Below are 25,533 nucleotides of genomic sequence, written 5' to 3'. Positions count from 1 at the left end.
TTGGTTAGCCTTACCGCTCAGCGATGGCATCTGACGCTTTGACCGGGATGAGCCTACTTCTACAGGGGGCACTAATGGGACGATGTATCATAGTTTTGAAAAAAGTTGGCAAGTGTTTGAATCGATTCATTGCCATTATTGAAACTTTCGTTAGTTAAATTCCCGCTTCAGAAATCAAAGTAAATGGTCCCAATCAGCACGATAATTTGAAAAAAACACCGCTTTCAACTTTTTTATCAAAGCTAATCAGTAAGTGGGCTCGTTTTTTAAAATAGAATCTGATAAGCTTTTGATTAAAATATAATTAGAATGTTAATTATAAATTTATCAGCTTAGGAAGTGGCCAGTATGCAAGCAATGATTGCACTAGCAGTCGTGATGGGATTCATGATGCTGGGGGAATGGGTTTCGACTCGAAGTAAAGCGTATGTGCCGTCAGTGTTTGTTACGGCGGTGTTGTTTTTAATTGGTTTTTGGACGATTGTCCCAAAGAATGTAGTGCCGAGTGCGTCATTTGGCAAGGCCTTTGTCGCCATTACCCAAGCCGTCCTCTTGATTCATATGGGGACCTTGATGGATTTGAAGCTCTTATTAAAACAATGGCGGGCTGTTTTGATTGCCTTAGCTGGGGTCGTTGGGACCGTCATCTTTGCCATGGGGATTGGCCTAGTTTTCTTTAACTGGAAAACGGTCATTGCCAGTGTGCCACCATTAACCGGTGGGCTGGTTGCGGCTTTCTTAATGACAGCGGGGTTAAAGGCCCAACACATTACTGTTTTGGCCGCTTTTCCGGTAGCGATGTTCGTCATGCATAGTATGCTCGGTTATCCATTGACGGCGATTATGTTGAAGCGCGAAAGTCGGCGGTTATTGAAGCATTATCATGAACCCGCTGCAGAAACGGTCGCCGCAATTCCAGCCAAGAAGCCTAATGATACCGCTAGTGCCACGAATGCCACGACCGCAGTTGGTATCGGTAAGCCTAAACGGTTGAAGTTAACCTTGCCAGCAGAATACGATACGGCGGCATTCATGCTATTCAAAGTCGCCATTGTGACTGTTTTGGCTGAATGGGTCGCGGCCTTGATGCATGGCGTCGTCAACGCTTATATTATTTGTTTGATCTTTGGGGTCATTGCCCATCAAGTTGGGTTCTTGGAAGATGCTGTTTTGGAAAAAGCCGGCGTCTTCCATTGGTTGATGTATGGGTTATTAGCTTATATCTTCTCCAACTTGAGTATCGTCAAAATTAACATGTTGGTTGGCATCGTTGTCCCAATCTTGGTTTTGATTTGTTTAGGGCTCTTCGGGATGTTCTTGGCTTCCAGTCTTTTAGCTAAGCCCCTTGGTTTCAGTCGTGAAATGGCCTTTGCCAGTGCGTTAACGGCATTGTTTGGCTTTCCAGCTGACTATATTGTGACGCATGAAGTCGTTGATATCATGGGCCATACCGAACACGAAAAGAAGTACTTACTTGATCACATGTTACCCAAGATGCTGGTCGGTGGGTTTGCGACGGTTTCAGTGGCGTCAGTCATTATTGCATCGATTTTCTTAAAGATTTTGTAGGGGGCTTTTAAAATGGACGACTTGGCATTAACGGTTTGGATGACAGCCTTGCGTCATCAGATTCACGCACAACCAGAATTAGCGTTACATGAGGTCAAGACGACCGCGTTGATTAAAAAGACCCTAACTGACCTAGGCATTCGGCTAGTTGATTATCCGGGTGCAACCGGAGTCGTGGCTGAGATTGGTCACGGTGAGCCGAAAGTCGCCTTGCGGGCTGACATCGATGCTTTACCGCTACAAGAAAAGTCGGGTTTATCGTTTGCCTCCAAGATTGATGGCCGTATGCATGCTTGTGGGCACGACTTTCATACCGCTGCCTTACTCGGGGGCGCCCGGATTCTAAAGGCGCATGAAGCCGAATTACCTGGCACGGTTCGCTTGATCTTTCAACCGGGTGAAGAAGGGCATGTTGGCGCGAAAGAAATGTTGAGTCATGATGTTTTGCATGGCGTACAGGCGATTGCGGGCTTTCATAATATGCCGGAATTACCAGTTGGCACATTGGCGGTTAAAAGCGGTGCCCTCATGGCCAGCAATGATAATTTTGACGTCCAAATCAATGGGACCGGTGCCCATGCGGCGATGCCGGAACGTAGCGCCGACCCCATCGTGACGCTTGGGCAGTTGATTACGGCACTCCAAACGATTCGGAGTCGCAACATTGCGCCGGATGCAGCGTTAGTACTGACAATCGGTGAAATCCGGGCAGGCCATACATTCAACGTGATTCCTGATACAGCTAGCTTCAAAGGGACGATTCGGACGTTCAATGCAGCTAACCGGCAATTAGCGAAGGCCCGTTTTTATGAGATTGTGCAAGCAACGGTTAAGGCGTATCAACAAACGGTTGCCATCAAATGGGATCAAGGTCCCAGCTGTGTCAACAATGATGCGACTTTGACCGATTTAATCACGGCGGCGTGTCAGGCGACTTTCAAGATTGTGCCAGCGCATCCATCGAATGCTGATGATGATTTTGCTTTGTATCAAGAACAAATTCCTGGCTTTTATGGCTTTTTAGGTTCGGGTGGGACGGGAACCTTGCATCAACCGAATTATTCATGTAGCGATGCCGGCTTGATTTATGGGGCCAGATTCCATTGGTTAGCCGCGCAGACGCTGTTAGCTGCCGTGACTAAAAATAAATTATTAGCGACTGACCGTGCGTCATAGGTGATTTTTAGCTGGATTGATAGAAAAAGTTCAAAAATCTATTTGACAATTCTATCAGCGGTGCGGTATAGTCTTAGACATCAACAAATATTAAATTTTAAGGAGATTTTGATTATGCGACGATTAAACAATAACCAACAACTTAATCGATTTTATTATTACTGGTTTCTGCAGTAGTGTCAGCAGTCGATGCGGGCACTACGCCTTGCATCGATAATGACCAGTAAGTTTTCGTATAATTAAAACTCATACGGAGAGTCATATCGGTGGTTTATCTAACAACTGTGTGACTTTCCAAACTTAGTCGTGGCTGGGCTTTATTTGACCAGCACTGCTAGGAATCGGAACGCTCACAGTTTAGGCTGTGGGCGTTTTTTTCGGCTTGAAGAAAGGGAATGTGAATATGAAACGATTTGATGAGATTGATGAACAAGCAGTGACTAACTTACGTGTTTTGAGTGCTGAAATGATTGAATGGGCCAATTCCGGCCACCCGGGATTGCCGTTGGGGGCCGCGCCGATGTTATGGGCTTTATGGAGTCGCCATTTAAGACTGGATCCACAAGCACCGGATTGGTTTGACCGTGACCGTTTCGTCTTATCGGCGGGGCATGGTTCCGCCTTATTGTACAGTTTGTTACATGTCAGTGGTTTTGATGTGACGATGGCGGATTTAAAACAATTCCGACAATTTGGCAGTCGAACCCCTGGCCATCCGGAATACGGGGTCGTGGCTGGTGTCGAGGCAACGACCGGTCCCTTAGGCCAAGGCTTGGGGATGGCAGTTGGTATGGCGTTAGCGGAACGACATTTAGCTAGTCAATTCAATCATGAAGCTCAGATTGTCGATCACTTTACTTATAGTTTAGTTGGCGATGGTGATTTGATGGAAGGGGTCTCACATGAAGCAGCGAGCTTTGCTGGACAACAAAAGTTAGGTCAGTTGATTGTGCTTTACGATGACAACCAAGTTTCACTCGATGGTCCCACCAGTCGGTCATTTCATACCGATGTCTGCCAACGCTTTGAAAGTTACGGCTGGGAAACGCAAGTCGTCACCGATGGCAATGATTTGACGGCCATTGATGCGGCGATTACCCGTGCTAAGCACAGCCAACGACCGTCACTCATTGCCGTCAAAACGGTGATTGGTTTTGGCGCTCCCGGAGCAGGAACCAACGCCGTGCATGGTAATCCGTTAGGGACCGCGGGACTGCAAACGTTACGGCAGAATTTGAACTGGACCGCCGCCCCATTTACGATTACGCCAGCGGTGGCTAGCCGTGCGCAGCAAGCAATTGCACAACGTGGTCAACAAGCGCATCAGGCTTGGAATCAGCGCGTTAGTCAGTTGACACCAACGACGTTAGCCGAATTAAAACGGGTCATGCAGCAGGACTTACCATTAGATTTTGCCCAACAATTACCGGTTTATGATGAAGGTGCCGAGGCGTCACGGTTGACTAGTCACACGATGATTCAAAAGATTGCCAGTAAGTTACCAGAATTAGTTGGTGGTTCGGCAGACTTAGCCAGTTCGAACAAAACGACGATTGAGACGGATGGGTTATTAACTGCCGATCAACCGAGTGAACGTAACTTAGCGTTTGGCGTGCGTGAATTTGCCGAAGGCGCGATCTTAAACGGCTTGACGTTGCACGGCGGTGTCCGGGCATTCGGGAGTACGTTCCTAGTCTTCTCCGACTACATGCGCGGCGCGATTCGGCTCGCGGCCTTACAAAAGCTGCCGGTGACTTACGTGTTTACCCACGATTCGATTGCGGTGGGGGAAGATGGTCCCACCCATCAGCCAATTGAGCAATTGATGAGTTTGCGATTGATTCCTAACGTTACGGTGATTCGCCCTAGTGATCCGAATGAAACGGTGGCGGCTTGGTGGCAAGCCATGAACGCCACCGATCATCCGACCGTGTTAGTCTTAACGCGCCAGAACTTAGCCGTCTTGCCACGGACAAAGCAATTGGCCATGACGGGAGTGGCCCGTGGCGGTTACGTGTTGTCACCACAAAAAGGACTACAACCAACGGGGATCTTGATTGCTAGCGGCTCGGAAGTCGCGCTGGCCTTACAAACGCAAGCTAAATTAGCCACCCTCGGTCAAGATGTCAGCGTGGTCTCAATGCCGTCGATGGATTTATTCAGCCAACAGTCGGCACAATACCAAGCTCAAGTCTTACCACCCCAAGTTCGGCGCCGGGTTGCCATTGAAATGGGCGCCACGCTTGGTTGGGAGCGGTTCGTGGGTTTAGATGGCACAATCGTTGGGCTGGACCGATTTGGCGCGAGTGGCCCAGCTGCTGATGTCTTACCAGCACTTGGTTTTACCGTTGACCAGCTCGTTCAAGCTTACCAACAAACGCACGTCGGCCAACAACAATTAAATGTGATTTAAAAAGGAGCGTTCAACATGATTGATGGAAAAACAGCGTTATTTGGGTTCGTGGCGCATCCGGCTAAACACAGTCGGTCGCCGAAGATGCATAATTTGAGCTTTGACTACTGGCATATCAACGCTCGTTACTTAGCTTTTGATGTGGCGCCGGATGGGTTAGCTGATGCTGTTGCCGGTATTCGTAGTATGGGAATTGCGGGAGTCAACCTCTCGATGCCGTTCAAGCAAACGGTCGTGCCGATGCTTGATGAGATGACCCCACGGGCGCGCCGGATTAAAGCCGTCAATACGATTAAAAATGTGGATGGCCGACTGATTGGTGATAGTACAGATGGCGCGGGTGTCTTTCAAGATTTACAAAACCAAGGGGTAAATCTACATGGTCAGCACGTGATGATTCTAGGCGCAGGTGGTGCTGGTAAAGCGATCATCGCAGCGGCTTTAGATTATGACGTGACAAGTGTGACGGTCTTTAAACGGCAAAACCAAACTTATGCGCAGGTGGCCACTTGGCTGGCGGCTTTAAATCAAACGACGCCAATCGAGATGCAGATTCAACCCTACGAAGATGCCGCGGCCATGTTACGGGTCGCACAGGCCAGTGATTTGATTATTAATGCCACTAATATCGGCATGACCGAAGCGGGTCTACCAGTGACACTACAAGTGATGGCGGCGTTAACGCCCGCCCAGACCGTGTACGATGTGATCTATCAACCGTTGGAGACGGCTTTTTTAAAACAAGCCAAAGCCCAAGGTTGTGCCGTTCATAATGGGCTTGGCATGTTGATCTGGCAAGGGGCGTTAGCCTTTAAATTCTGGACTGGTAAAGATATGCCAATTCAAGCTGTTGCTGAAACGATTCTAAACTAACTTAATAGGAGTGTGCTTAGTATGATTATTGTCTTAAAACCTGAAACTGCGGCCGCCATGCAGGCCAAACTAGTTGCTCAATTTGGATCCAAAACTGAACTCTTCACGCATCACAATCGGATTGCCATTCAAGACATCCAGCCAGCAGATTTACCGGCTGATGTGGTTGCAGCCGCTGATGACCTCATTACTGACGTCCCGGCAGCTGTTCAAAGCAGTCGGTTGTTACATCCCGAAAATACGATTATTAAGACACCCCATAGTGTGATTGGTGGTGATCAATTTGTCATGATGGCCGGGCCGTGTTCGGTTGAAAGTGCGGACCATGTGATGGCCATGGCAAAAGTTGCCAAGCAAGGTGGGGCGACGGTCGTTCGCGGCGGTGCCTTTAAACCACGGACCTCCCCATATTCTTTTCAAGGGCTCGGTGAAGCTGGCTTACAAGCCTTACGGGCCGCTGCGGATGCTAATGATCTGGATATGATTACGGAAGTCATGGATGATGAACATGTGCCGATGGTTGCCAAATACACGGATATTTTCCAAATTGGTGCCCGCAATATGCAGAACTTCTCCTTATTAAAGGCGGTGGGTCGCACGCAGATTCCCGTGGCCTTAAAGCGGGGGATGTCGGCGACGATTGATGATGTCTTAAATGCCGCTGAATACATTGCTGCGGGTGGTAATCACCAAATTATGTTATTGGAGCGCGGCATTCGGACTTTTGATCATAAATACACTCGGAATACCTTTGATTTGGGTGCTGTGCCAGTCTTGCAAAAGCTGACACATTACCCGGTTATTGTGGACCCAAGTCATGCGGTCGGCGAGTGGGATCTTGTTACGCCAATGGCCATGGCCGGAGTGGCATCTGGGGCCAGTGGGATGATCGTTGAAATTCACGACCGCCCCGCTGAAGCGTTATCAGATGGTCCCCAAGCCTTAAAACCCAAGACTTACTTAAAGATGGCGCAACAAGCATTTCAGTTGCATGACTTAATGACAAGTTGGAACTAGGTGAGGTAAATGACAACCATTGAAGTGAAAACGACAACTGCTGATTACGCTGTGAAAGTTAAAATTGGCAGCTTGATGACTGTGGCCCAAGCCATTAAAACGGTCTGGACCCCACGGCGAATTGCTTTGATCACTGATACGACAGTGGGGGCACTATATGCTGATCAAGTGCAAACCCAATTAATGGCGGGGGGCTTTACCGTGACGGTACTGACGGTGCCGTCCGGAGAAGCTAGTAAAAGTTGGGCGCAGACGATGCGATTAGTCGAGGCCTTGAGTCAAGCGCATTTTACGCGCAATGATGGCGTTGTTGCGCTGGGTGGTGGCGTCGTCGGTGATTTAGCTGGCTTTGTCGCGTCGATTTATATGCGCGGCATCAGTCTCATTCAACTACCCACGTCATTGTTAGCGCAAGTAGATAGTTCAGTCGGTGGTAAAACGGCGTTGGACTTGCCAACGGGAAAGAACCTGGTCGGTAGTTTCTATCAGCCGGATTTAGTGTTAATTGATCCGCAGACCTTAACGACCTTACCCCAACGGATGCTGGTTGAAGGCTACGGGGAAGTGGTGAAATGTGCCGCGCTAGTTGGCGGAGACTTCTGGAAATTGTTGCAATCGATTCAACAACCGGATGATATTTTACTGTTGGCGCCACAACTGATAGCCCGTAGTGTTAGCTTTAAAGCTCGGGTTGTAATGGCTGATGAAAAGGAAGGCGGACAACGGCAATTGTTGAACTTTGGACATACAATTGGTCATGCGGTTGAGTTATTAGGACGGGGTAGGTGGATGCATGGTGAGGCGGTCGCGATGGGCTTAGTCGCTGTGTGTCAGGTATTTGAAGCACAAGGCTTAACACCCGTTGGCACAGCTCAAGCGGTTGCCGCCCGTTTAGCGGTAGTCGGATTACCAACCGAATTGCCTGATTTGGCGCTTAACACCGTGTTAACGGCGATGCGGCATGACAAAAAGGTACATGGTGATCAGTTAACCTGGGTCTACTTAGCGGCATTGGGTCAACCGCAGTTACAACCGGTCCCATTAACGGACTTAGCAACGTGGGTGGCACCGGCTTTAACGACTGTAGCTTGAAATAAGTCATACGTTTGGTGCGAGTTGAAATTGCAGCCTACCGGTTGGTTCCTAAAATGCTGGAACGCCATGGGCCATTTTGAAGCCAAAGTGCGGTCTTCAAAACTGGTCTTGGCCCTAAGTCCGAGCAGACCACTCGCACTAAGGCCAACGACACGGCTGAGCATTTTAGAAACCAACCTCTCGGCTAAATAGCTGAACTGAAAATAATCAATCACTGTTAGTTAACGCCGGGCGGGCCAGAATTGGCTCAGTGGTGTCGTTTATCTTGGTCGGTGATTTTCCGACTTAGATAAAGCCCGGCTTTCGAGACCGCACTATGGCTCGAAAACGTGGCCACCACGTTTCAGCCGATTCTGGGCCAACCAGAGTGGCAATTTAATTCAACTAGCACGAAGCTTAGTTTAGCGATAGTAGTCATAAAAAAACGACCTGACAGCGTTTAAAAGTTGTCAGGTCGTTTTTTTAATTGGCTTTGCCGATGATCTCGTAATGTTGGATTAAATCTAATAATTGCTGAAAATCGGTTGGATAAGCCCCCACACCACTACGATGAAGGTAGTTGGTGGCTTGCACGAGCTTGCCATCATAACGTTTTTGGGTCGTATGCCAATCTGAATTGGAAACAATGACTTCCCATTGGTCATGATTAGGCTGAGACGTGTCTAACAAGTCGTAATGATCATGCCACGGTTGAATAATGCCCATGACATCATCGACAAATAACGGTAGCATGGCGCGATCAATCTCAAAGTGTGTGCGCCAATACTTCAGTGAAAAGAAATTTTTGAAGGCAGGCCAACGAATCTGACTGATAACAAAGTGGTCTGGACCACATTCACAGCGAAGCTGATAATAGCCGTCTCCATTTCGCAACTTAAAGTACAGAGTTGCCACTGCTGCCGGTTGGTTAGACATACTGCTTCTCCTCTATGATAATCCCCCATTGGTGTATACCAGTATTATGACCGATATAGACATATTTTACAAGTGTAAACCACAAAAAACTTGATGGATTAAACTGTGGTGTCAAGTTTCTTGCTGAGTTAGATTTGGTGGGTGGTCACGCTTAGTTAGCCCGGCATCGGTTAGCAAGTGGAGCTATGTTTTGAAGTTAGGTCGATTTAAAGGTGATAAAAAATCAGCTAGCCGTTAAACTAGCTGATACGTATCAGTAAAATCAATCCCATCGCTTAAGATTAATCTTCCTGTTCAAAGCTCATTTCATTCATTGAAAGTTCCAGATCATCAAGCACATCATTAGTGCCCAAGAATTGTTCCCATGCAGCGGCACTGTCGTCACGCGTGTGAGGGGCAATCTTATCGTGTAACGTATCAATCACTTTATCAAGTAATTTTTCAGCTTGGCGGTTGATTTCGGCGTCGTTATACCGGCGTGCTGGTAAACGTTCCATATTCTGTTTGTTTAAAAAGTCAGTCGCCTTCTCCATGAAAATAGCGACAACTTGCGAATTGTCGGCTAAATAAGCTTTTAATGTTGCATTATCCACAATAAATCCCTCCAATTAGGTACCCTTAACTATAACACAGCTCGATGTCTTTTTAGGGTGAGAACCGTTAGTCAGTTTAATTAATGTGAATAAATAAACAGATAAAAAAGTTAAAATTTTTTATGTTGATTTTCGAAAACCACTATTTATTCACGATGAAAACGTTGTCAAATCAACCTCATAAGTAAAACTTATCGGTAATAATGAGTTTGACTATAACTTTCAGGGGCGGTTAGAATCAAGTTGTAAATGAGTTGTTACTAATTTCACATTCGTAATCAAAATCAAATGGAGGTTTCATCATGGAAAATTATCGAGTCGAATCAGATACATTAGGCGAAGTTAAAATTCCGGCAACCGCATTATGGGGTGCCCAGACTGAACGGAGCCGCAATAATTTCCCCACTGGCGCTAAAATGCCTTTGGAATTAATCAAAGCCTTACTACAAATCAAGAAGGCGGCGGCGGTTGCTAACAAAGAACTTGACGCCATTGCGCCTGAAAAGGCTGACTTGATTGTGCAAGCGATTGATAAGTTATTGAGCTTAGACGATGAAGATTTACGCAAAGACTTTCCATTGGTGATCTACCAAACTGGTTCTGGGACACAAACGAATATGAACGTCAACGAAGTGGTCGCTCATATGGCTGGCAAGATCAATGCCGACATTGAAATCTTACCAAACGATGACGTTAACCATGGTCAAAGTTCAAACGATATCTTCCCAACTGCTATGAACATTACCGCGGCGGTTGCTGTTGATAAGTTGGAAGACTCTGCGGCGCATTTATTAGCTGAATTAAAAGAAAAACAAAAGAAATACTGGCACGTAGTTAAGATCGGCCGGACCCATTTGCAAGACGCTACACCAATGACGTTTGGTCAAGAAGTCAGCGGTTGGGCTAGCATGGTTGAACATGATTTGACCTTCTTGAAACAATTGAACCCAACCTTGAGCGAATTAGCAATGGGTGGGACGGCCGTTGGGACTGGTTTGAATGCTGCACCACATTTTGCTGAAATCATCGCTAAAAAGATGACTGAACTTTATGGGGTTGAATTTACGGCTGATTCAAACAAGTTCTACGGTTTAGCTGCTCATTCTGGGTTAAATGTGGTTCACGGGGCTATTAAGACATTGGCGAGTGATCTAATGAAGATTGCTAACGATGTGCGTTTCTTAGGTAGCGGTCCTCGTGCTGGTTATGGCGAATTAAACATTCCAGCTAACGAACCCGGTTCATCAATTATGCCAGGTAAAGTTAACCCAACTCAAGCTGAAGCGGTAACGATGGCTGCCGTTCGGGTTATGGGTAATGATGTCGTTGTCGGCATGGCATCCAGTCAAGGTAACTTTGAAATGAACGTTTACAAACCCGTGCTAATCAGTGCTTTCTTGGAATCCGCTGAATTATTAGCTGGGACGATGACTGGTTTTGCTGACAAGATGATCCATGGCTTGTCCGTCAATGCCGATCGGATGGCAGAATTGGTTGACCGTTCATTGATGACCGTAACTGCTTTATCACCACACATCGGTTATCACGAAAGTGCCACGATTGCGCAACAAGCTGAAAAAGACGGGACGACCTTAAAAGTCGCCGCGATTAAATCCGGCTTAGTTACCGAAGCGCAATACGACGAATGGATGGTGCCAATCGATATGACCAATATCGTTCAACATTAGGCCATGATCTGATTAACCGTCTCCGTTGATCAGGACGTTCACGGTGGGGCAGACCTGCAGCCAAAATGCGGTCTGCAGGGCGCTTTTAAGCCGAAAAACACGTCTTAAAAGTCGGCCCAGTCACTAAGACCGGAAAATCACCGGTCTAACTGACTCGACACGGTGAACATCCTGGTCACTGCGACTAAGTAAGTATGTGACACCTTAAAATAGCCCATTGTGACTAGCGCAGGGCGGGCTGGATGACGCTCAGTGGTGACATTTGACTTAGCCGAGTGATTTGGCTCGGGTTAGTCAAAGCCCGGCTTGCAAGACCGCACTTTGGCTTGCAAACGTGGCCACCACGTTCCAGCGTCAATCCAGACCAACCGGAGCGGCAAGTGATCACAAATACTGAATTAATTTGAATAAAATTCATGCCTGCGTTTGATGCGACTTTGACATTGAAAGCAGGCATGTTTTGGAAATTGTGCGTTTAAATAAGAGAGGTAATTAAAGATGGCAGAAAAATTTCATTTTGTACCCAATGATTTAGCAACTTTAGCCGACCAATACGATGTCGTTGTCATTGGTTCCGGTGCCGCTGGGATGACCAGTGCCGTGCAAGCCCATGAACTTGGCTTGAAACCCGTTATTTTAGAAAAAATGCCAAAAATTGGTGGGAACACGAATCGAGCTTCTTCCGGGATGAATGCCGCCGAGACCGAAGTGCAATTGAATCATCATATCGTGGATAGTTATGAAGACTTTTATGCCGATACGTATAAGGGTGGCGGCGAAAAGAATAACACTGAGTTGTTAAAATACTTTACTGAACACAGTGCTTTAGCCATCGATTGGTTAGCCGACCATAACATTATCTTGGACGACTTAACGATTACTGGCGGAATGAGTACGATGCGGACCCATCGGCCAAGTTCAATGGCGCCCATTGGTGGGTTCTTAGTTACCGAATTATTGAAACAAGTTGCTCAAGAAAAGATTCCATTATATACCGATGTAAAAGTGACCGAATTAATTCAAGCGGCGGATGAAACTGTGACAGGGGTTAAGGTGACCACCGCGACTGGTGAAAAGACAATCAAAGCTGGTGCCGTGGTCTTGGCAACTGGTGGTTTCGGGGCTAATCAAGCCTTATTGACGAAATACCGTCAAGATTTAAAGGGCTACAATACCACGAACCAACCGGGTGCGACTGGTGACGGGATTCAATTAGCCCAAACAATTGGCGCTAACTTAGTCGATATGGATCAAGTCCAAGTTCATCCAACGGTGCAACAAGATACGGATCATGCTTATTTGATTGGTGAAGCGGTTCGGGGTGAAGGGGCCATCTTAGTTAATAAAAATGGTGACCGCTTTGTAAACGAATTGGATACACGGAAGAACGTGACCGCAGCGATTGATGCGCTTGGCGGTACCGGGGCTTACCTTATCTTTGATCAAGGTATCCGCGATCGGGTCAAGGCCGTAGAGTTCTATGACCATATTGGGTTGGTTAAGACCGCCGATACAATCGCTGAATTAGCCCAAACCACTGGCTTGGATGCTGATACCTTAACTGCCGCAGTTGCTAAGTGGAATACCGCGGTGGATGGTCATCAAGATGCTGACTTTAAGCGGACGACTGGGATGGATCGGGCGATTGTGAAAGCCCCATTCTTCTCAATCCACATTGCGCCCGCTGTCCATTACACGATGGGCGGAGTCTCGATTAACCATTTGACCCAAGTTTTGACGCCAGCTAAACAAGTGATTAACGGGTTGTTCGCAGCTGGGGAAGTTGTCGGCGGATTACACGGAAATAATCGGATTGGCGGCAACTCAATTGCTGAAACGGTCATCTTCGGTCGGCAAGCTGGTCAACAAGTTTTCAAATATTTGCAAAAGTAAACTCGTAAAAAAGAAGGAAGCGGCGCCATGTCTCTGGAAAAAGTAAAATACAAGAAGTTTATCGCTCCGATAGTTGTCGGGCTGATTCTCTGGTTTATGGGTCCGATGCGGCCAGCTGGGTTATCGTTAGGCGCCTGGTATATGTTTGCCATCTTTGTGGCGACGATTATTGGCTGTATCACGCAGCCATTACCCATTGGTGGGGTGGCCATTTTAGGCTTCACCGTGGCGGTTTTAACGAAGCAAGTCCCATTAGATACAGCGATTGCTGGTTTTGGGAATGGGAGTATCTGGCTGATTGTTATGGCCTTCTTCATCTCCCGGGGATTCATCAAAACTGGTCTTGGTCGGCGGGTGGCCTTGCAATTCGTGCGGCTGTTCGGGAAACGCACGTTGGGCCTAGCCTATTCCCTAATTGGGGTTGATCTGGTCTTAGCACCAGCCACTCCAAGTAACACGGCTCGAGCCGGTGGGATTATGTATCCGATCATTAATTCATTATCGGAAGCATTTGGCTCGTCACCGAAAAAAGGCACCCAACGTAAAATCGGCTCATTCTTAATGTATTCTGAATTTCAAGGGGACATTATTACGTCAGCAATGTTCTTAACCGCTATGGCTGGGAACCCCTTAGCACAATCATTAGCGAAGACGATGGGGATTCACATTACGTGGATGAACTGGTTCTTAGGCGGATTAGTGCCCGGGATTATTTCATTGATTGTCGTGCCATTCTTGATCTACAAGATGTTCCCGCCAGAAGTTAAGGAAACACCGAATGCCAAGCAATGGTCAGAATCACAGTTGAGTGAAATGGGTAAAATCAGTGTACCAGAAAAGTTCATGGGCGGGATCTTTGTGATTGCGCTGGTGTTATGGGTCACTGGCAGTATGACGGGCATCGATGCCACCTTGACGGCCTTTATTGCCTTATCATTGCTCTTGCTTTCTGGGGTCTTATCGTGGCAAGATGTTACTAAGGAAACCGGTGCGTGGAACACCTTAACTTGGTTCTCTGTCTTGGTCATGATGGCAACGCAATTGAACGAATCCGGATTTATTCCGTGGTTGAGTAAAGCGATTGCTGGGGCCATGAGTGGTTTGAACTGGATTATCGTATTAGTCGTCATTATTTTGGCCTACTTCTACAGTCACTACTTGTTTGCCAGCTCCACGGCGCATGTTAGTGCCATGTATAGTGCCTTTCTTGGTGTCGCTATTTCAGCCCACGTCCCGGGGTTACTCGCAGCTTTGATGCTTGGTTTCTTTGGTAACTTGTTTGCTTCCACGACGCATTACAGTAACGGTCCAGCACCAATCTTATTTGGTTCGGGCTATGTAACGCAGAATGAATGGTGGCGGATGAATGCCATCTTAGGGATTGTGTACTTTATCATTTGGATTGGTGCCGGTTCGCTATGGATGAAACTACTCGGCATGTGGTAAGTTGGGCGTAACATCATTAAATGAAAAGTGTTTGGTCATTAGCTTTATTTTGACCGATTGAAAGTCCCGTAACGGTCAAGCGTGTTGATCTGTTGGGGGCTTTTAGTCGATTAAATGGTGAAATTAAACGGACCAACGATTAGAGAAATGAGTGGGCATGATGAATACGCGAGATTTGGCTTATTTTCGAGCCTTAGTTGAACATAAAAATTATACGCTGGTGGCCCAGCAGTTTGAGGTATCTCAACCCGCTGTCACGCAAGCAGTGCATCGGTTGGAGAAAGAGTTTCAAGCCAAGCTGGTCGCCCAAGACCGCAGTCATCAACGGACTGAAATCACCCGGGCCGGGCAATTGTTATATAAAAATGCGCAGCTGATTCAGCAGAATATCGATTTGGCGCATCGCGAAATCGACAGTACGAAACAACCTAAGATTCGTTTCGGTTTGCCGCCAATTATTGGGACGATGTATTTTACCAATATTGCTGGTGAACTCTTGAATAAGGGCTTTTTGCCGCAACTGGCGATTACCGAGACCGGTTCCGGGGAGTTGCTGACGTTATTAGAGCATGGTGATATCGATATTGCGTTATTAGGCTCGTATAAGCCGTTAGAAGTCTCAGGCATTACGGCGATTCATCTTGGTAGTCGGCCGTTTTGTGTGATTGTGAGTCCGGAGCATCGTTTGGCTGATCACACGAGTATTGACTTTAAAGAACTCGCTAATGAGAAATTCATTGGGTTAACCGGTAAGTTTGTGCATCCCGGGGCCTTTCGAGCTTATTGCGACTATGCGGGAATTAATCCACCGATTATCTATAGTACGCCGGATATTTCCTGGGAAAAAGGACTCGTGCATGCCAACTTAGGTGTGGGCTTATTAGTGCGCGACATCGTCAATTCCGATGATGGGGTAGTGCGCTTAGCGATCAATGATCCGTTGCCAACCAGCTTCAATGTGTCGGTGGCGATGCGGACTGGTTATGTGCCGACGCAAACGGAACAACAGTTAATTGAAGAATTAGTCAAAATGGATATCACTGCGCAATAGCAGGGTAGCCACTTGTTGAGATAAGTAAATTAGGAAAGCCGCGATTAATGTGAAGGTAAAAGTGCCGTATGGTAAAAGTGAACAGTTTAACATTGACGTGCCAGATCAACAATTAGTGGGCGTGTTTAATCCGAATCCGGTTGCCTCAGTCGATGAAAATGAAGCGATTGATCAGGCTTTAAAGCAACCATTCTTTGATGAATCATTCGAAAAATTTATGGACACGGATGAACGGGTTGTTTTCATTGTGAATGATGGGACGCGGCCAACGCCGACCGCGAAAGTGTTGCAACATATCTATCCGATGATTAAAGATAAGAACATTTATTTTATCGTGGCTACTGGCGTTCATCGGGAACCGACGCCGGAAGAATATGACTTTATTTTTGGCCATGAAATCTATGAAGATTTAAAGCGGCAACAGCGTGTCCATTGTCATGATTGCCACAATGATCCGATGAGTTACTTGGGTGACTCACAAAATGGGACGCCGATGTATCTGAATAAGATTGTCGCCGAAGCCCATAAAGTTGTGCCGATTAGTTCGATCGAACCGCATTACTTTGCCGGTTATACGGGCGGGCGTAAGTCATTCCTACCAGGCGTGGCCGCGTACGAAACTATTTCAAAAAATCATTATTTAGCGTTACAAGATTCTGCTCGCGCTTTGAAGTTAGACGGCAATCCGGTGCATGAAGATATGATGGATGCGATGCATGTTTTGAGTGGCATTAATATTTTTGCGATTGAAATGGTCCTTGATAGTCATCATGATATTTACGCCGTTACAGCGGGGGACTTGAGCAAGTCATTTTATGCCGGGATTGATAAAGCCAAGGAAGTCTATGGCGTCGTCATTCCGCGCAAGGCTGATATTGTGATTTCAACCGCGCCGTACCCGATGGATGTGGATTTGTACCAATCACAGAAAGCTTTGGATAACGGTAAGTTAGCTTTGAATAAAAACGGTATCTTGATTCTCGTGGCTAAATGCCGGACTGGGATTGGGCCGAAACCGTTCTACGACTTATTGCGCTCGGAAAAAGATCCGGAAGATGTCTTAAAGAAGATTCATCATAGTTGGAAGCTCGGTTATCATAAAGCAGCTAAAATGGCACAGATCGATACTTGGGCACAGACGTGGGCGGTCTCAGATTTAACGGATGAGGAAATGCGAAATGTGCATTTTAAACCTTATCATGATCTACAAGTCGCTTTTGCCGATGCGTTGGCCGAAAAAGGCGATCAAGCGTCAGTGATTGTCTTGCCAGCAGGCTCAATGACGGTGCCCGAAGTAAACGTTACGAGCGAAAATTAAGTCTAAGATGAGGAGTAAAACAAAATGACAACTAAACAACAAAAATTGGTCAAAACATTACAAGGCTTCAAGTCGGCGGTTGTTGGTTTTTCAGGTGGGATTGACAGTACGTTAGTCTTAGACATGGCCATTACTGTGCTAGGTCAGGACAACGTCTTAGCGGTGGTCGCGAATTCGGAATTCTTCAGTGACGATGAATTTACTGCCGCCGTTACATTAGCCAATGAAATGGGCGCCCAAGTCGAAACGACGGATTTAGATTATTTGAGTGAACCACACGTTAAGCATAATACGGCTGATAGCTGGTATTACGCTAAACAATTATTTTACAATCGTTTAGCTGAGTTGCAGCAACAACACGGCTACGATGTCGTGCTTGATGGCATGATTATGGACGATGAAAACGACTATCGCCCAGGCATGCGGGCTCGTGATGAGGCTGGGGCCAAGAGTCCCTTAGAAATTGCTGGTTTTTATAAGGCTGATGTTCGTGATCTAGCCCAAGCAAACGGTTTAAAAAATTGGAGTAAGGTGTCCTCATGTAGTATTGCCTCACGGTTCCCTTACGATACGGTCTTAACCTCCGCTATGCTGACCCGCGTCTTACGGGCTGAGAAGTATTTACGCACCCAAGGGTTTCCAATCGTGCGGGTACGGTCAACGGACCAAACTGCGCGGATTGAAGTGCCTAGTGAAGATATTGCCGCTTTGATTAGTAAGCGGGACAGTATCAATAATCAATTGAAAGTTTACGGTTTTGATTTTGTGTCGATTGATCTGGGTGGCTTTGTCAGCGGTCATATGAATAGTCAATTGTCAGCAGAACAAATCGCACAATTTGCTTAATGGTTTGATTGTTGCTAGTGAGCTGGACTAAACTTGCCACTCTGGTTGGGCCAGCATTGGCTGGAACGTGGTGGCCGCGTTTATGAGCCGAAGGGCGGGCTCATAAGCCGGGCTTTGACTAACCCGGAAGACCGCCGGCTAAGTCAAACGACACCACTGAGCCAATGCTGGCCCGCCCGGCGTTAATTAATCCGTGATTATAAGATGGGTTTTAAGACAAGTCAAAACTTTGATCAGAGAGTAGAAATACAAATAAGCACTCAAAATCGATTGATTCGATTTTGAGTGCTTATTTGTATTAATGAAATTTTCCGAAAACTGACGATAGTTAACAGTGATTATGTCTCATAAGACATAGTCGGAGTGACCAAATGATTCGCCCTGAAGACTGGTTTTTAGGCTTCAGGGTTGCCCCACAGCGAATCGTTTGGTCAACGGAGACGGATCGTGTTAAGCCAAAATGCGATGCATGATATCCAATAATTGCTGCTGAGCGGGCGTTAGGATGTGCGTGGTGCGATAGACAATACTGGTGATGAATTCTGGCCGTTCCTCATCCATCAACTCCAGTCGCACGACATCATCTTGTTGATCGACGATATCGGTTAAATAAGTGATACCGACGTTTTGTGCCACTAACTTCATAATAATATGCGTGTCGTTGGACCGAAAAACGACATCGGGGCGAAAGTGGTTCCGCCGGGTGAGTTTATTGAAGGCTTGGTTATGCACGAAACTATTTTCGAACAGGACAAAGTCTTCATGTCGTAGTTCGCTGAAGAAGATCCGTTTACGATCAGCGAGCGGATGGGTTTTACCGACGTAAATGTAGAACGGATGGCGGTCGAATTCATCGGCGATTAAGTTCTGATAGGAGAGGGGTTCGATGGAACCTAATAAAGCCATGTCCATCTGCCCATCTAGCAACCCTTTGCGCAAGTCGACCGAGCCGCCTTCGACCGTTAAGATGTGGCGTAAGAGTCGCTGTTGTTTAAGTTGGGCTGCAATTTTTGGAAAATAGTAGTTTTCAATAATAGGTGGCAAGCCTAATGCAATCTGATTCTGAACGAGATTTTGGATTTCGTGGTGGGCGGTATCCAATTCTCGCAAAATACTAGTGGCGTGTTCCGCCAGCTGCTGGCCGCTTTGAGTGATTGTTAACTCATGATGAACGCGGTCACGAATAATGAGTTGTGATCCGAATTCGGTTTCCAATCGTTTGATAGCCGTGGTGATAGTTGGCTGACTCACGCCGAAAAAATCGGCTACTTTTGAAAAGTTTTTTTGATTAATTAATTCTTTGAAATAGGCTAAGTCCTTTGTATTCATAATTTCTCCTGTTAGATCAACGTTTATACTGACATTATAAAATATTTTTATAGTAGGTGGCAAGCTTGACTATAATAATTGAGCGGGTTTAAGGTGTTAAATGTAAATTGATGAGCGCAGATTGTTGATTGCGATGAACGGATTCGTTAATCTAATAATCGCAGCTTACCAAATTAGTTAATTCAATAGTTAAACTAACCCAAACGGAGGAATTAGTAATGACGAAAACTGCAGACCAAATTTTAAATAACCCGTTCTTAAACAAAGGGACGGCCTTTACTAAGGCTGAACGCCAAGCGTTAGGTTTAATCGGGACATTACCTAGCCAAGTTCAAACGATTGAAGAACAAACAACCCAAGCGTATGCCCAATTTCAAAGTAAGGCGACACGTTTAGAAAAACGGATCTTTTTAATGAACTTGTTCAATGAAAACCGGACGTTGTTCTACCACTTGATGGATCAACACGTGGTTGAATTTATGCCAATCGTGTACGATCCAGTCGTCGCTGATTCAATCGAACAATATAACGAATTGTTCTTAGATCCACAAAATGCGGCCTTTGTTTCGGTTGATGCACCTGAAGATATTGAAGCGACTTTGAAGAACGCAGCTACTGGCCGTGACATTCGGTTAGTCGTTGTGACTGACGCTGAAGGGATCTTAGGAATGGGTGACTGGGGTGTCAATGGTGTTGATATCGCTGTTGGTAAGCTAATGGTCTACACGGCCGCTGCCGGGATTGACCCGTCACAAGTCTTACCAGTTAGCATCGATGCTGGGACCAACAATCAAAAATTACTTGATGATCCGTTGTATCTAGGCAATCGTCACAAGCGGATTTATGGCGACCGTTATTATGAAACTATCGATAAATTTGTGGCGGCAGAACAAAAGTTATTCCCAGAATCATTATTACATTGGGAAGACTTCGGCCGTTCAAACGCGCAAGTGATCTTAGATCAATACAAAGACAAGATTGCGACCTTCAATGATGATATTCAGGGTACTGGGATGGTTGTTTTAGCTGGGATTTTAGGGGCTTTGAACATTTCTAAGGAAAGTATCAAGGATCAAAAAATCCTATCCTTTGGCGCTGGGACTGCCGGCATGGGGATTGCGAACCAAATCATGGATGAACTCATGCAAGCTGGTTTGACGGAAGCTGAAGCCAAGCAACACTTCTATGCTGTTGATAAGCAAGGCTTGTTGTTCGATGACACTGAAGACTTAACGCCAGCCCAAAAAGCCTTCACACGTCAACGCAGTGAATTCAGCAATGCTGATGAATTGACGAACTTAGAAGCTGTTGTTAAAGCAGTTCACCCAACGGTCATGATTGGGACATCTACTCAACCAGGGACCTTTACCGAAAGCATCATTAAGGAAATGGCGGCCCATACTGATCGGCCAATCATCTTCCCATTATCCAATCCAACGAAATTGGCTGAAGCCAAAGCTGAAGACTTAATCAAGTGGACGGATGGCCGGGCCTTGGTTGCAACTGGGATTCCTGCGGATGATGTTGAATACAAGGGTGTCACTTACCAAATCGGTCAAGGGAACAATGCCTTGATGTACCCTGGTTTAGGCTTCGGGTTGATTGCGGCAACAGCCAAAGTCTTGAATGCAGAAACGCTATCTGCTGCTTGCCATGCTTTAGGCGGTATCGTTGATACGAGCAAGCCTGGTGCGGCCGTTTTACCACCAGTTTCAAAGATTACTGAATTTTCACAAACGTTAGCCGAAGTCGTGGCCCAAAGTGTTATCGACCAAAAGTTAAACAAAGAACCAATTACTAGTGCTAAGCAAGCTGTTGCTGACATGAAGTGGGTTCCTGAGTATAAATAAGTTGGTAAGATAGTTACCGCCTAAGTTGATCGCCAAAATATGCTTATGTTAATGACCCTAAACATGGGGGTTCATCGCATATTTTGGTCATTAGCTTACTAGCTAAATTGTAAGCAATAAAATTGCAACAAATCAATATAGTGGTCGCGTTTTTAGAGAGAGCGTGCAACACGTTATAGAGAATGATGGATTAGGTTAGACTGTTTAAGTATTAGCTATAAACTAGTCAATATTTATTAACAGCGACTAGTTTAGCCGAGAGGTTGGGGCCTAAAATGCTCAGCCATGTCGTTGGCCTTAGAGCGGGTGATTTTCCCGGTCTTAGGTCAAGGCCAGTTTTGAAGACCGCCCTTTGGCTTCAAAATGGTCCATGGCGTTCCAGCGTTTTAGGCCCCAACCGGCAGGCGGCACTAACAACTAACTTCAAGCATTAAAGAGAGAAAAAATTGTAGGAAGTAGGGACTAAAAACTTATGGCTGTTTTATGGAATTCAATTCAAAGTGTCCTCGTGGTCGTTTTGATCATGATTTTAGGATATGTATTACGACGGACGGGCTGGTTTGACGATAAATTTGGTGGGACGATTTCGAAATTTATTAAGAACATTGCCTTGCCAGCGTCAATCTTCGTTTCAGTATTAAGTCGCTTAACGCGTGGCCAATTGGTCTCATTTTCCGGTTACCTGGCGTATGCTTTTCTGGCCGTCATCATCGGATATTTGATTGCCTTTGCGTTAGTTAAGTTGATGCATATTAAACCCGGGCGTAAGGGGATCTTTATCAATGCGATGGTCAACGCCAATACAATCTTTATTGGGTTGCCTTTGAACATTGCCTTGTTCGGTGACAAGAGTATGACGTACTTCTTGGTTTATTATATTGTGAATACCGTTTCGACTTGGGCATTTGGGGTCTTCTTGATTTCAAATGATGATCCGACTAAGTCAAAGGAGCAGACGCATAACAAGATTGACTGGAAGAAAGTGATTCCAATGCCATTAGTTGGGTTTTTGGTCGCTTTGATCTTCCTACTATTGAATATTCCAATCTTGAAAATTTCTTTTGTGAACTCTACGTTAACTTACGTCGGTAACTTGGTCACCCCATTATCCTTAATCTATATTGGGATTGTCTTAGCCGATGCTGGTTTGAAGAGTATCCGTTTTGATCGCGATACGATTGTGGCATTAGTAGGTCGGTTCATCTTGTCACCTGCGATCATGATTGCGGTCTTGATGGTTGCCGGCAACTTTGGTGCCAGCTTCCCAACGATGGCCTCACAAACGTTGATTGTGCAATCCGCAACCCCAATGTTGGCTGTCTTGCCAATCTTGGCTAACGAAGCGCATGGGGATGTTGAATACGCGACAAACGTGGTGACGACCAGTACGGTCTTATTCATCGTCGTGGTGCCAATCTTAATGTCGTTGATTCAATTTATCTAGGACACGATTAAAATTAAAATAGTATTAAAAAAGACGCCGATTCTTAGAATCAGCGTCTTTTTTTAATTTTGAAAACGGTTAGTATCGCTTTCTTTGTGTAAAATAACTAAGCTATGAAAGTCGTGCTTTGACAGTGATTAGGCTCCTTGTTGTTAAAAATATTAAAGAAATCCTTGACTATTTATGTGAAAATCAATAAAATTAATATCGTTATATTAATAAGAATTCAATTAGGAGGCAATGGTGAATATGAAAGAATCACGACGATTACTGGTAAAAAAACCAGTCAGTCCGGCTAATTTTAATAAGAGCGGGTTGGCCAAGACCCTCGATGCCTTCAGTTTAACAATGATGGGGGTCGGTGCGATCGTAGGTTCTGGGATTTTCATTATGCCTGGGATCATTGCTGCGAAGTATGCGGGCCCGGCTGCCATGCTATCCTTTGTGATTGCAGCGGTAGTTTGTTCATTAGCCGCCTTGTGTTATGCGGAATTTTCATCAACGATTCCCTTAGCAGGGAGTGCCTACACGTATGTTTACACCGTGTTCGGTGAATTCTTAGCGTGGATTCTCGGTTGGGCCTTGATCTCTGAATATCTCTTTTCAGTATCGTCCGTGGCGGTTAGTTGGTCGTCATACTTTCAGAATCTATTGAGTGGGTTTGGAATCAAATTGCCGGCCTTTTTGTCTGCGGCAGCCGGGACAGCCGGCGCACCGCATGCCGGCTTTAATTTAATTGCCTTTATTGTGGTTTTAGCCATTTCATTATTGTTAGTCGGTGGGGTTCAAGAATCAACGCGAGTCAACTCCATCATGGTCGTGGTGAAGATCTTGGTCATTGCCTTGTTTATTGGGGTAGCCATTTTCTTCGTGAAACCAGCCAACTTCCACCCATTCATGCCGCATGGGGTGCATGGGCTAGTCAAAGGGGCGTCGCTAGCTTTCTATGCTTACATCGGATTTGATGCCGTGTCAACAGCCTCAGAAGAAGTGAAGAATCCTAAGCATGATATGCCGATTGGGATTATCGGGTCACTGATTGTGGCGTCGATCTTGTATATTGCGATGTCCGTTGTCTTAGTCGGGGTTGTTTATTATACGAAGCTAAACGTTGCTGACCCAGTTGCGTATGCGTTAGCCTTGATTCATCAAAACTGGGCTGCCGGAATTGTCTCCTTAGGGGCAGTTGTCGGGATGACCACGGTGTTAATCGTCATGCTATATGGTGGGACCCGGTTGTTATTTGCGATTAGTCGGGATGGCTTATTGCCCAAGACGTTCCGCAAATTAAATCCCCATACGAAAGTGCCGGTTCGCAGTACTTGGATCTTTGGGATTATTTCAAGTGTTTTTGCGGCGGTGATTCCATTGGATAAGATTGCCGAATTAGTTAACATTGGGACGTTGTTTGCTTTTGCAATGGTCTCAATCGGGGTTATCTTTTTACGGAAGCACGAAACCTTACAACAGATTGAAAGTTCGTTTAAAGTGCCATTCTTCCCAGTGTTGCCAATTGTGTCATTTTTAGCCTGTGCTTACTTGATGATTAATCTACAAGTATTTACTTGGAAGATGTTTGCCATTTGGATTACGCTCGGGATTATCATTTACTTTATTTATGGCTATCGGCATTCACGGATTCGTGAAAGTTTGCGTGAACAAGAAACTAAATAATTTTTTTAAGCGTGTCGGCGGTTGCTGGCACGTTTTTTTGGTAAAATAAGAGCAAGTTAAGTTAGTCGACTTGCTAACTTGATCAGGAGGCAGGACCGCGGTTAGTTAAGTCTGGCTTGATTTGACTGATTGTAGTACTGTCTGGCGGTGACCCCAGCCGCAAAACCGGAGAGAGGAAGGACGTTAAGGATGCAACGAAAATCCAACGCCTATCAAATTAGTGTCTTAGCGGTCTTAACGGCCATTGTGATTATTCAAAATGTGGTGCCATTATTTGGCTATATTCCCTTACCAGGACTCAGTATTACGACGATTCATATCACGGTCATTATTGCGGCAGTGATTCTGGGTCCCAAAGACGGGGCAATTATCGGTGGTATTTGGGGCTTAATCGACTGGATTCGTGCATTTACGGCACCAACTAGTCCATTAGCACCGATTGTTTTCACCAACCCCTTAGTGTCTGTGTTGCCACGAATCTTGGTCGGAGTCGTTGCCGGGATTATTTTTGCCGGTTGGGCTAAGCGGCAACATCCAGCAGTTGGGATGGCGATTGCGGCTGTCGCCGGGTCATTAGTGAATACGATTTTAGTGCTCGGTTTGATTGGTTTGCTTTACCGCAATGCCGCGGCCGGATTTTATCAGATCGACCTATCAAAGTTAATGCCGTATTTATTGACCATTGTCGGCACGAACGGGATTCCCGAAGCAATTCTAGCGGGAATCGTCACACCGCTAATTGGGACGCCATTACTACGATTTAAACAGCGCCATCGTTAGTGTAAAACGATCATTCCTTAATTGGAGTGATCGTTTTTTAGTAGATGGTTAATTGCCGCTCTGGTTGGACCAGAATCGGCTGGAACGTGGTGGCCGCGTTTTCGAGCCATAGTGCGGTCTCGAAAGCCGGGCTTTCACTAAGCCGGAAAACCACCGACTAAGTGAAACGACACCACTGAGCCAATTCTGGTCCGCCCGACGTTAATTAACAGGTAGTTATAAATTAACGTTAATTCATTGTGACCAGTAACAGGTAACTTTAACCCATATCCAGCGCTCAAATGTGTTGTTCATTAGAAAGCTGTAGTTTCAGATTACAACTTGACGTGGTGAAAGTAGGTACTACGTTTGGTGTTAGTTGGATGTGGGTTGCCACTCTGATTGTCCCAGCGTTGGCTGGAACGAGGTGGCCACGTTTTCGAGCCAAAGGGTTGTCTTGAAAGCCTGGCTTTATCTAAGTCGGAAAATCACCGACCAAGATAAACGACACCACTGAGCCAATTCTGGTCCGCCCAATGTTAATTAACGTGAATTAATGACTATCTATTGTTGACCATAAATTT

The 25,533-nt window shown here is 45.9% G+C and carries 19 protein-coding genes; 16 read left to right on the top strand and 3 right to left on the bottom strand.

The features are described 5' to 3' along the window. The first annotated feature begins 348 nt into the window (after nucleotides 1–348). The 6 genes from FFM77_RS09320 to aroB all read left to right on the top strand — a co-directional run bounded on the left by FFM77_RS09320 (nucleotide 349) and on the right by aroB (nucleotide 8,140). Nucleotides 349–1,569: a hypothetical protein gene (locus tag FFM77_RS09320; RefSeq protein ID WP_137635504.1), complete on the top strand. Its 1,221-nt coding sequence runs from the start codon at nucleotides 349–351 to the stop codon at nucleotides 1,567–1,569. A gap of 12 nt (nucleotides 1,570–1,581) precedes the next feature. Beyond that, a complete protein-coding gene (locus tag FFM77_RS09315) occupies nucleotides 1,582–2,745 on the top strand; it encodes an amidohydrolase (RefSeq protein ID WP_137635503.1) in 1,164 nt (387 codons plus the stop codon). A gap of 403 nt (nucleotides 2,746–3,148) precedes the next feature. Continuing rightward, the gene (tkt, locus tag FFM77_RS09310) at nucleotides 3,149–5,158 is read left to right on the top strand and encodes a transketolase (RefSeq protein ID WP_137635502.1); all 2,010 of its coding nucleotides are present in this window, start codon (nucleotides 3,149–3,151) and stop codon (nucleotides 5,156–5,158) included. Nucleotides 5,159–5,173: 15 nt separating this feature from the next. Then, nucleotides 5,174–6,031 carry a shikimate dehydrogenase gene (gene aroE / locus FFM77_RS09305; protein WP_137635501.1) on the top strand — a complete coding sequence of 286 codons (858 nt, stop codon included), beginning with the start codon at nucleotides 5,174–5,176 and terminating at the stop codon, nucleotides 6,029–6,031. A gap of 21 nt (nucleotides 6,032–6,052) precedes the next feature. Continuing rightward, nucleotides 6,053–7,048 carry a 3-deoxy-7-phosphoheptulonate synthase gene (aroF, locus tag FFM77_RS09300; RefSeq protein ID WP_137635500.1) on the top strand — a complete coding sequence of 332 codons (996 nt, stop codon included), beginning with the start codon at nucleotides 6,053–6,055 and terminating at the stop codon, nucleotides 7,046–7,048. 9 nt (nucleotides 7,049–7,057) lie between these two features. Further along, nucleotides 7,058–8,140, top strand: a complete 1,083-nt coding sequence (gene aroB / locus FFM77_RS09295; RefSeq protein WP_137635499.1) for a 3-dehydroquinate synthase — start codon at nucleotides 7,058–7,060, stop codon at nucleotides 8,138–8,140. Between the two features lie 465 nt (nucleotides 8,141–8,605). On the opposite strand, the gene FFM77_RS09290 is transcribed toward aroB, so the two are convergent. Further along, nucleotides 8,606–9,058, bottom strand: coding sequence for a hypothetical protein (locus FFM77_RS09290; protein ID WP_137635498.1), 453 nt, complete (start codon nucleotides 9,056–9,058; stop codon nucleotides 8,606–8,608). Nucleotides 9,059–9,339: 281 nt separating this feature from the next. Then, entirely contained in the window at nucleotides 9,340–9,651 is a 312-nt protein-coding gene (locus FFM77_RS09285; protein WP_137635497.1) for a hypothetical protein, read from the bottom strand. A gap of 302 nt (nucleotides 9,652–9,953) precedes the next feature. Here FFM77_RS09285 and FFM77_RS09280 point away from each other — a divergent pair, with 302 nt between their 5' ends. The 6 genes from FFM77_RS09280 to larE all read left to right on the top strand — a co-directional run bounded on the left by FFM77_RS09280 (nucleotide 9,954) and on the right by larE (nucleotide 17,893). Beyond that, a complete protein-coding gene (locus FFM77_RS09280) occupies nucleotides 9,954–11,339 on the top strand; it encodes a class II fumarate hydratase (protein ID WP_137635496.1) in 1,386 nt (461 codons plus the stop codon). A 498-nt stretch (nucleotides 11,340–11,837) separates the two neighbouring features. Further along, a complete protein-coding gene (locus FFM77_RS09275; RefSeq protein ID WP_137635495.1) occupies nucleotides 11,838–13,232 on the top strand; it encodes a flavocytochrome c in 1,395 nt (464 codons plus the stop codon). 27 nt (nucleotides 13,233–13,259) lie between these two features. Next, nucleotides 13,260–14,678 carry an anion permease gene (locus FFM77_RS09270; protein WP_137635494.1) on the top strand — a complete coding sequence of 473 codons (1,419 nt, stop codon included), beginning with the start codon at nucleotides 13,260–13,262 and terminating at the stop codon, nucleotides 14,676–14,678. A 160-nt stretch (nucleotides 14,679–14,838) separates the two neighbouring features. Beyond that, entirely contained in the window at nucleotides 14,839–15,729 is an 891-nt protein-coding gene (locus FFM77_RS09265; RefSeq protein ID WP_137635493.1) for a LysR family transcriptional regulator, read from the top strand. Nucleotides 15,730–15,778: 49 nt separating this feature from the next. Beyond that, a complete protein-coding gene (locus FFM77_RS09260) occupies nucleotides 15,779–17,047 on the top strand; it encodes a lactate racemase domain-containing protein (protein WP_137635492.1) in 1,269 nt (422 codons plus the stop codon). A gap of 24 nt (nucleotides 17,048–17,071) precedes the next feature. Next, nucleotides 17,072–17,893: an ATP-dependent sacrificial sulfur transferase LarE gene (gene larE, locus FFM77_RS09255; RefSeq protein ID WP_137635491.1), complete on the top strand. Its 822-nt coding sequence runs from the start codon at nucleotides 17,072–17,074 to the stop codon at nucleotides 17,891–17,893. 450 nt (nucleotides 17,894–18,343) lie between these two features. On the opposite strand, the gene FFM77_RS09250 is transcribed toward larE, so the two are convergent. Beyond that, on the bottom strand, nucleotides 18,344–19,222 hold the full coding sequence (locus tag FFM77_RS09250) for a LysR substrate-binding domain-containing protein (RefSeq protein ID WP_137635490.1): 879 nt from the start codon (nucleotides 19,220–19,222) through the stop codon (nucleotides 18,344–18,346). A 185-nt stretch (nucleotides 19,223–19,407) separates the two neighbouring features. Between FFM77_RS09250 and FFM77_RS09245 the strand changes: the two genes are divergently transcribed. The 4 genes from FFM77_RS09245 (at nucleotide 19,408) to FFM77_RS09230 (ending at nucleotide 24,970) form a co-directional block, all read left to right on the top strand. Further along, entirely contained in the window at nucleotides 19,408–21,072 is a 1,665-nt protein-coding gene (locus FFM77_RS09245; RefSeq protein WP_223876814.1) for a malolactic enzyme, read from the top strand. 472 nt (nucleotides 21,073–21,544) lie between these two features. Further along, a complete protein-coding gene (locus FFM77_RS09240; protein WP_137635488.1) occupies nucleotides 21,545–22,516 on the top strand; it encodes an AEC family transporter in 972 nt (323 codons plus the stop codon). 249 nt (nucleotides 22,517–22,765) lie between these two features. Then, entirely contained in the window at nucleotides 22,766–24,190 is a 1,425-nt protein-coding gene (locus tag FFM77_RS09235) for an amino acid permease (RefSeq protein WP_137635487.1), read from the top strand. Nucleotides 24,191–24,379: 189 nt separating this feature from the next. Then, nucleotides 24,380–24,970 carry an ECF transporter S component gene (locus FFM77_RS09230; protein WP_137635486.1) on the top strand — a complete coding sequence of 197 codons (591 nt, stop codon included), beginning with the start codon at nucleotides 24,380–24,382 and terminating at the stop codon, nucleotides 24,968–24,970. Nucleotides 24,971–25,533 lie beyond the last annotated feature (563 nt).

Origin of the sequence: Lactiplantibacillus songbeiensis, assembly GCF_005405125.1 — a bacterium.
GTDB lineage: Bacteria > Bacillota > Bacilli > Lactobacillales > Lactobacillaceae > Lactiplantibacillus > Lactiplantibacillus songbeiensis.
This window is presented reverse-complemented; position numbering and strand designations above follow the sequence as displayed.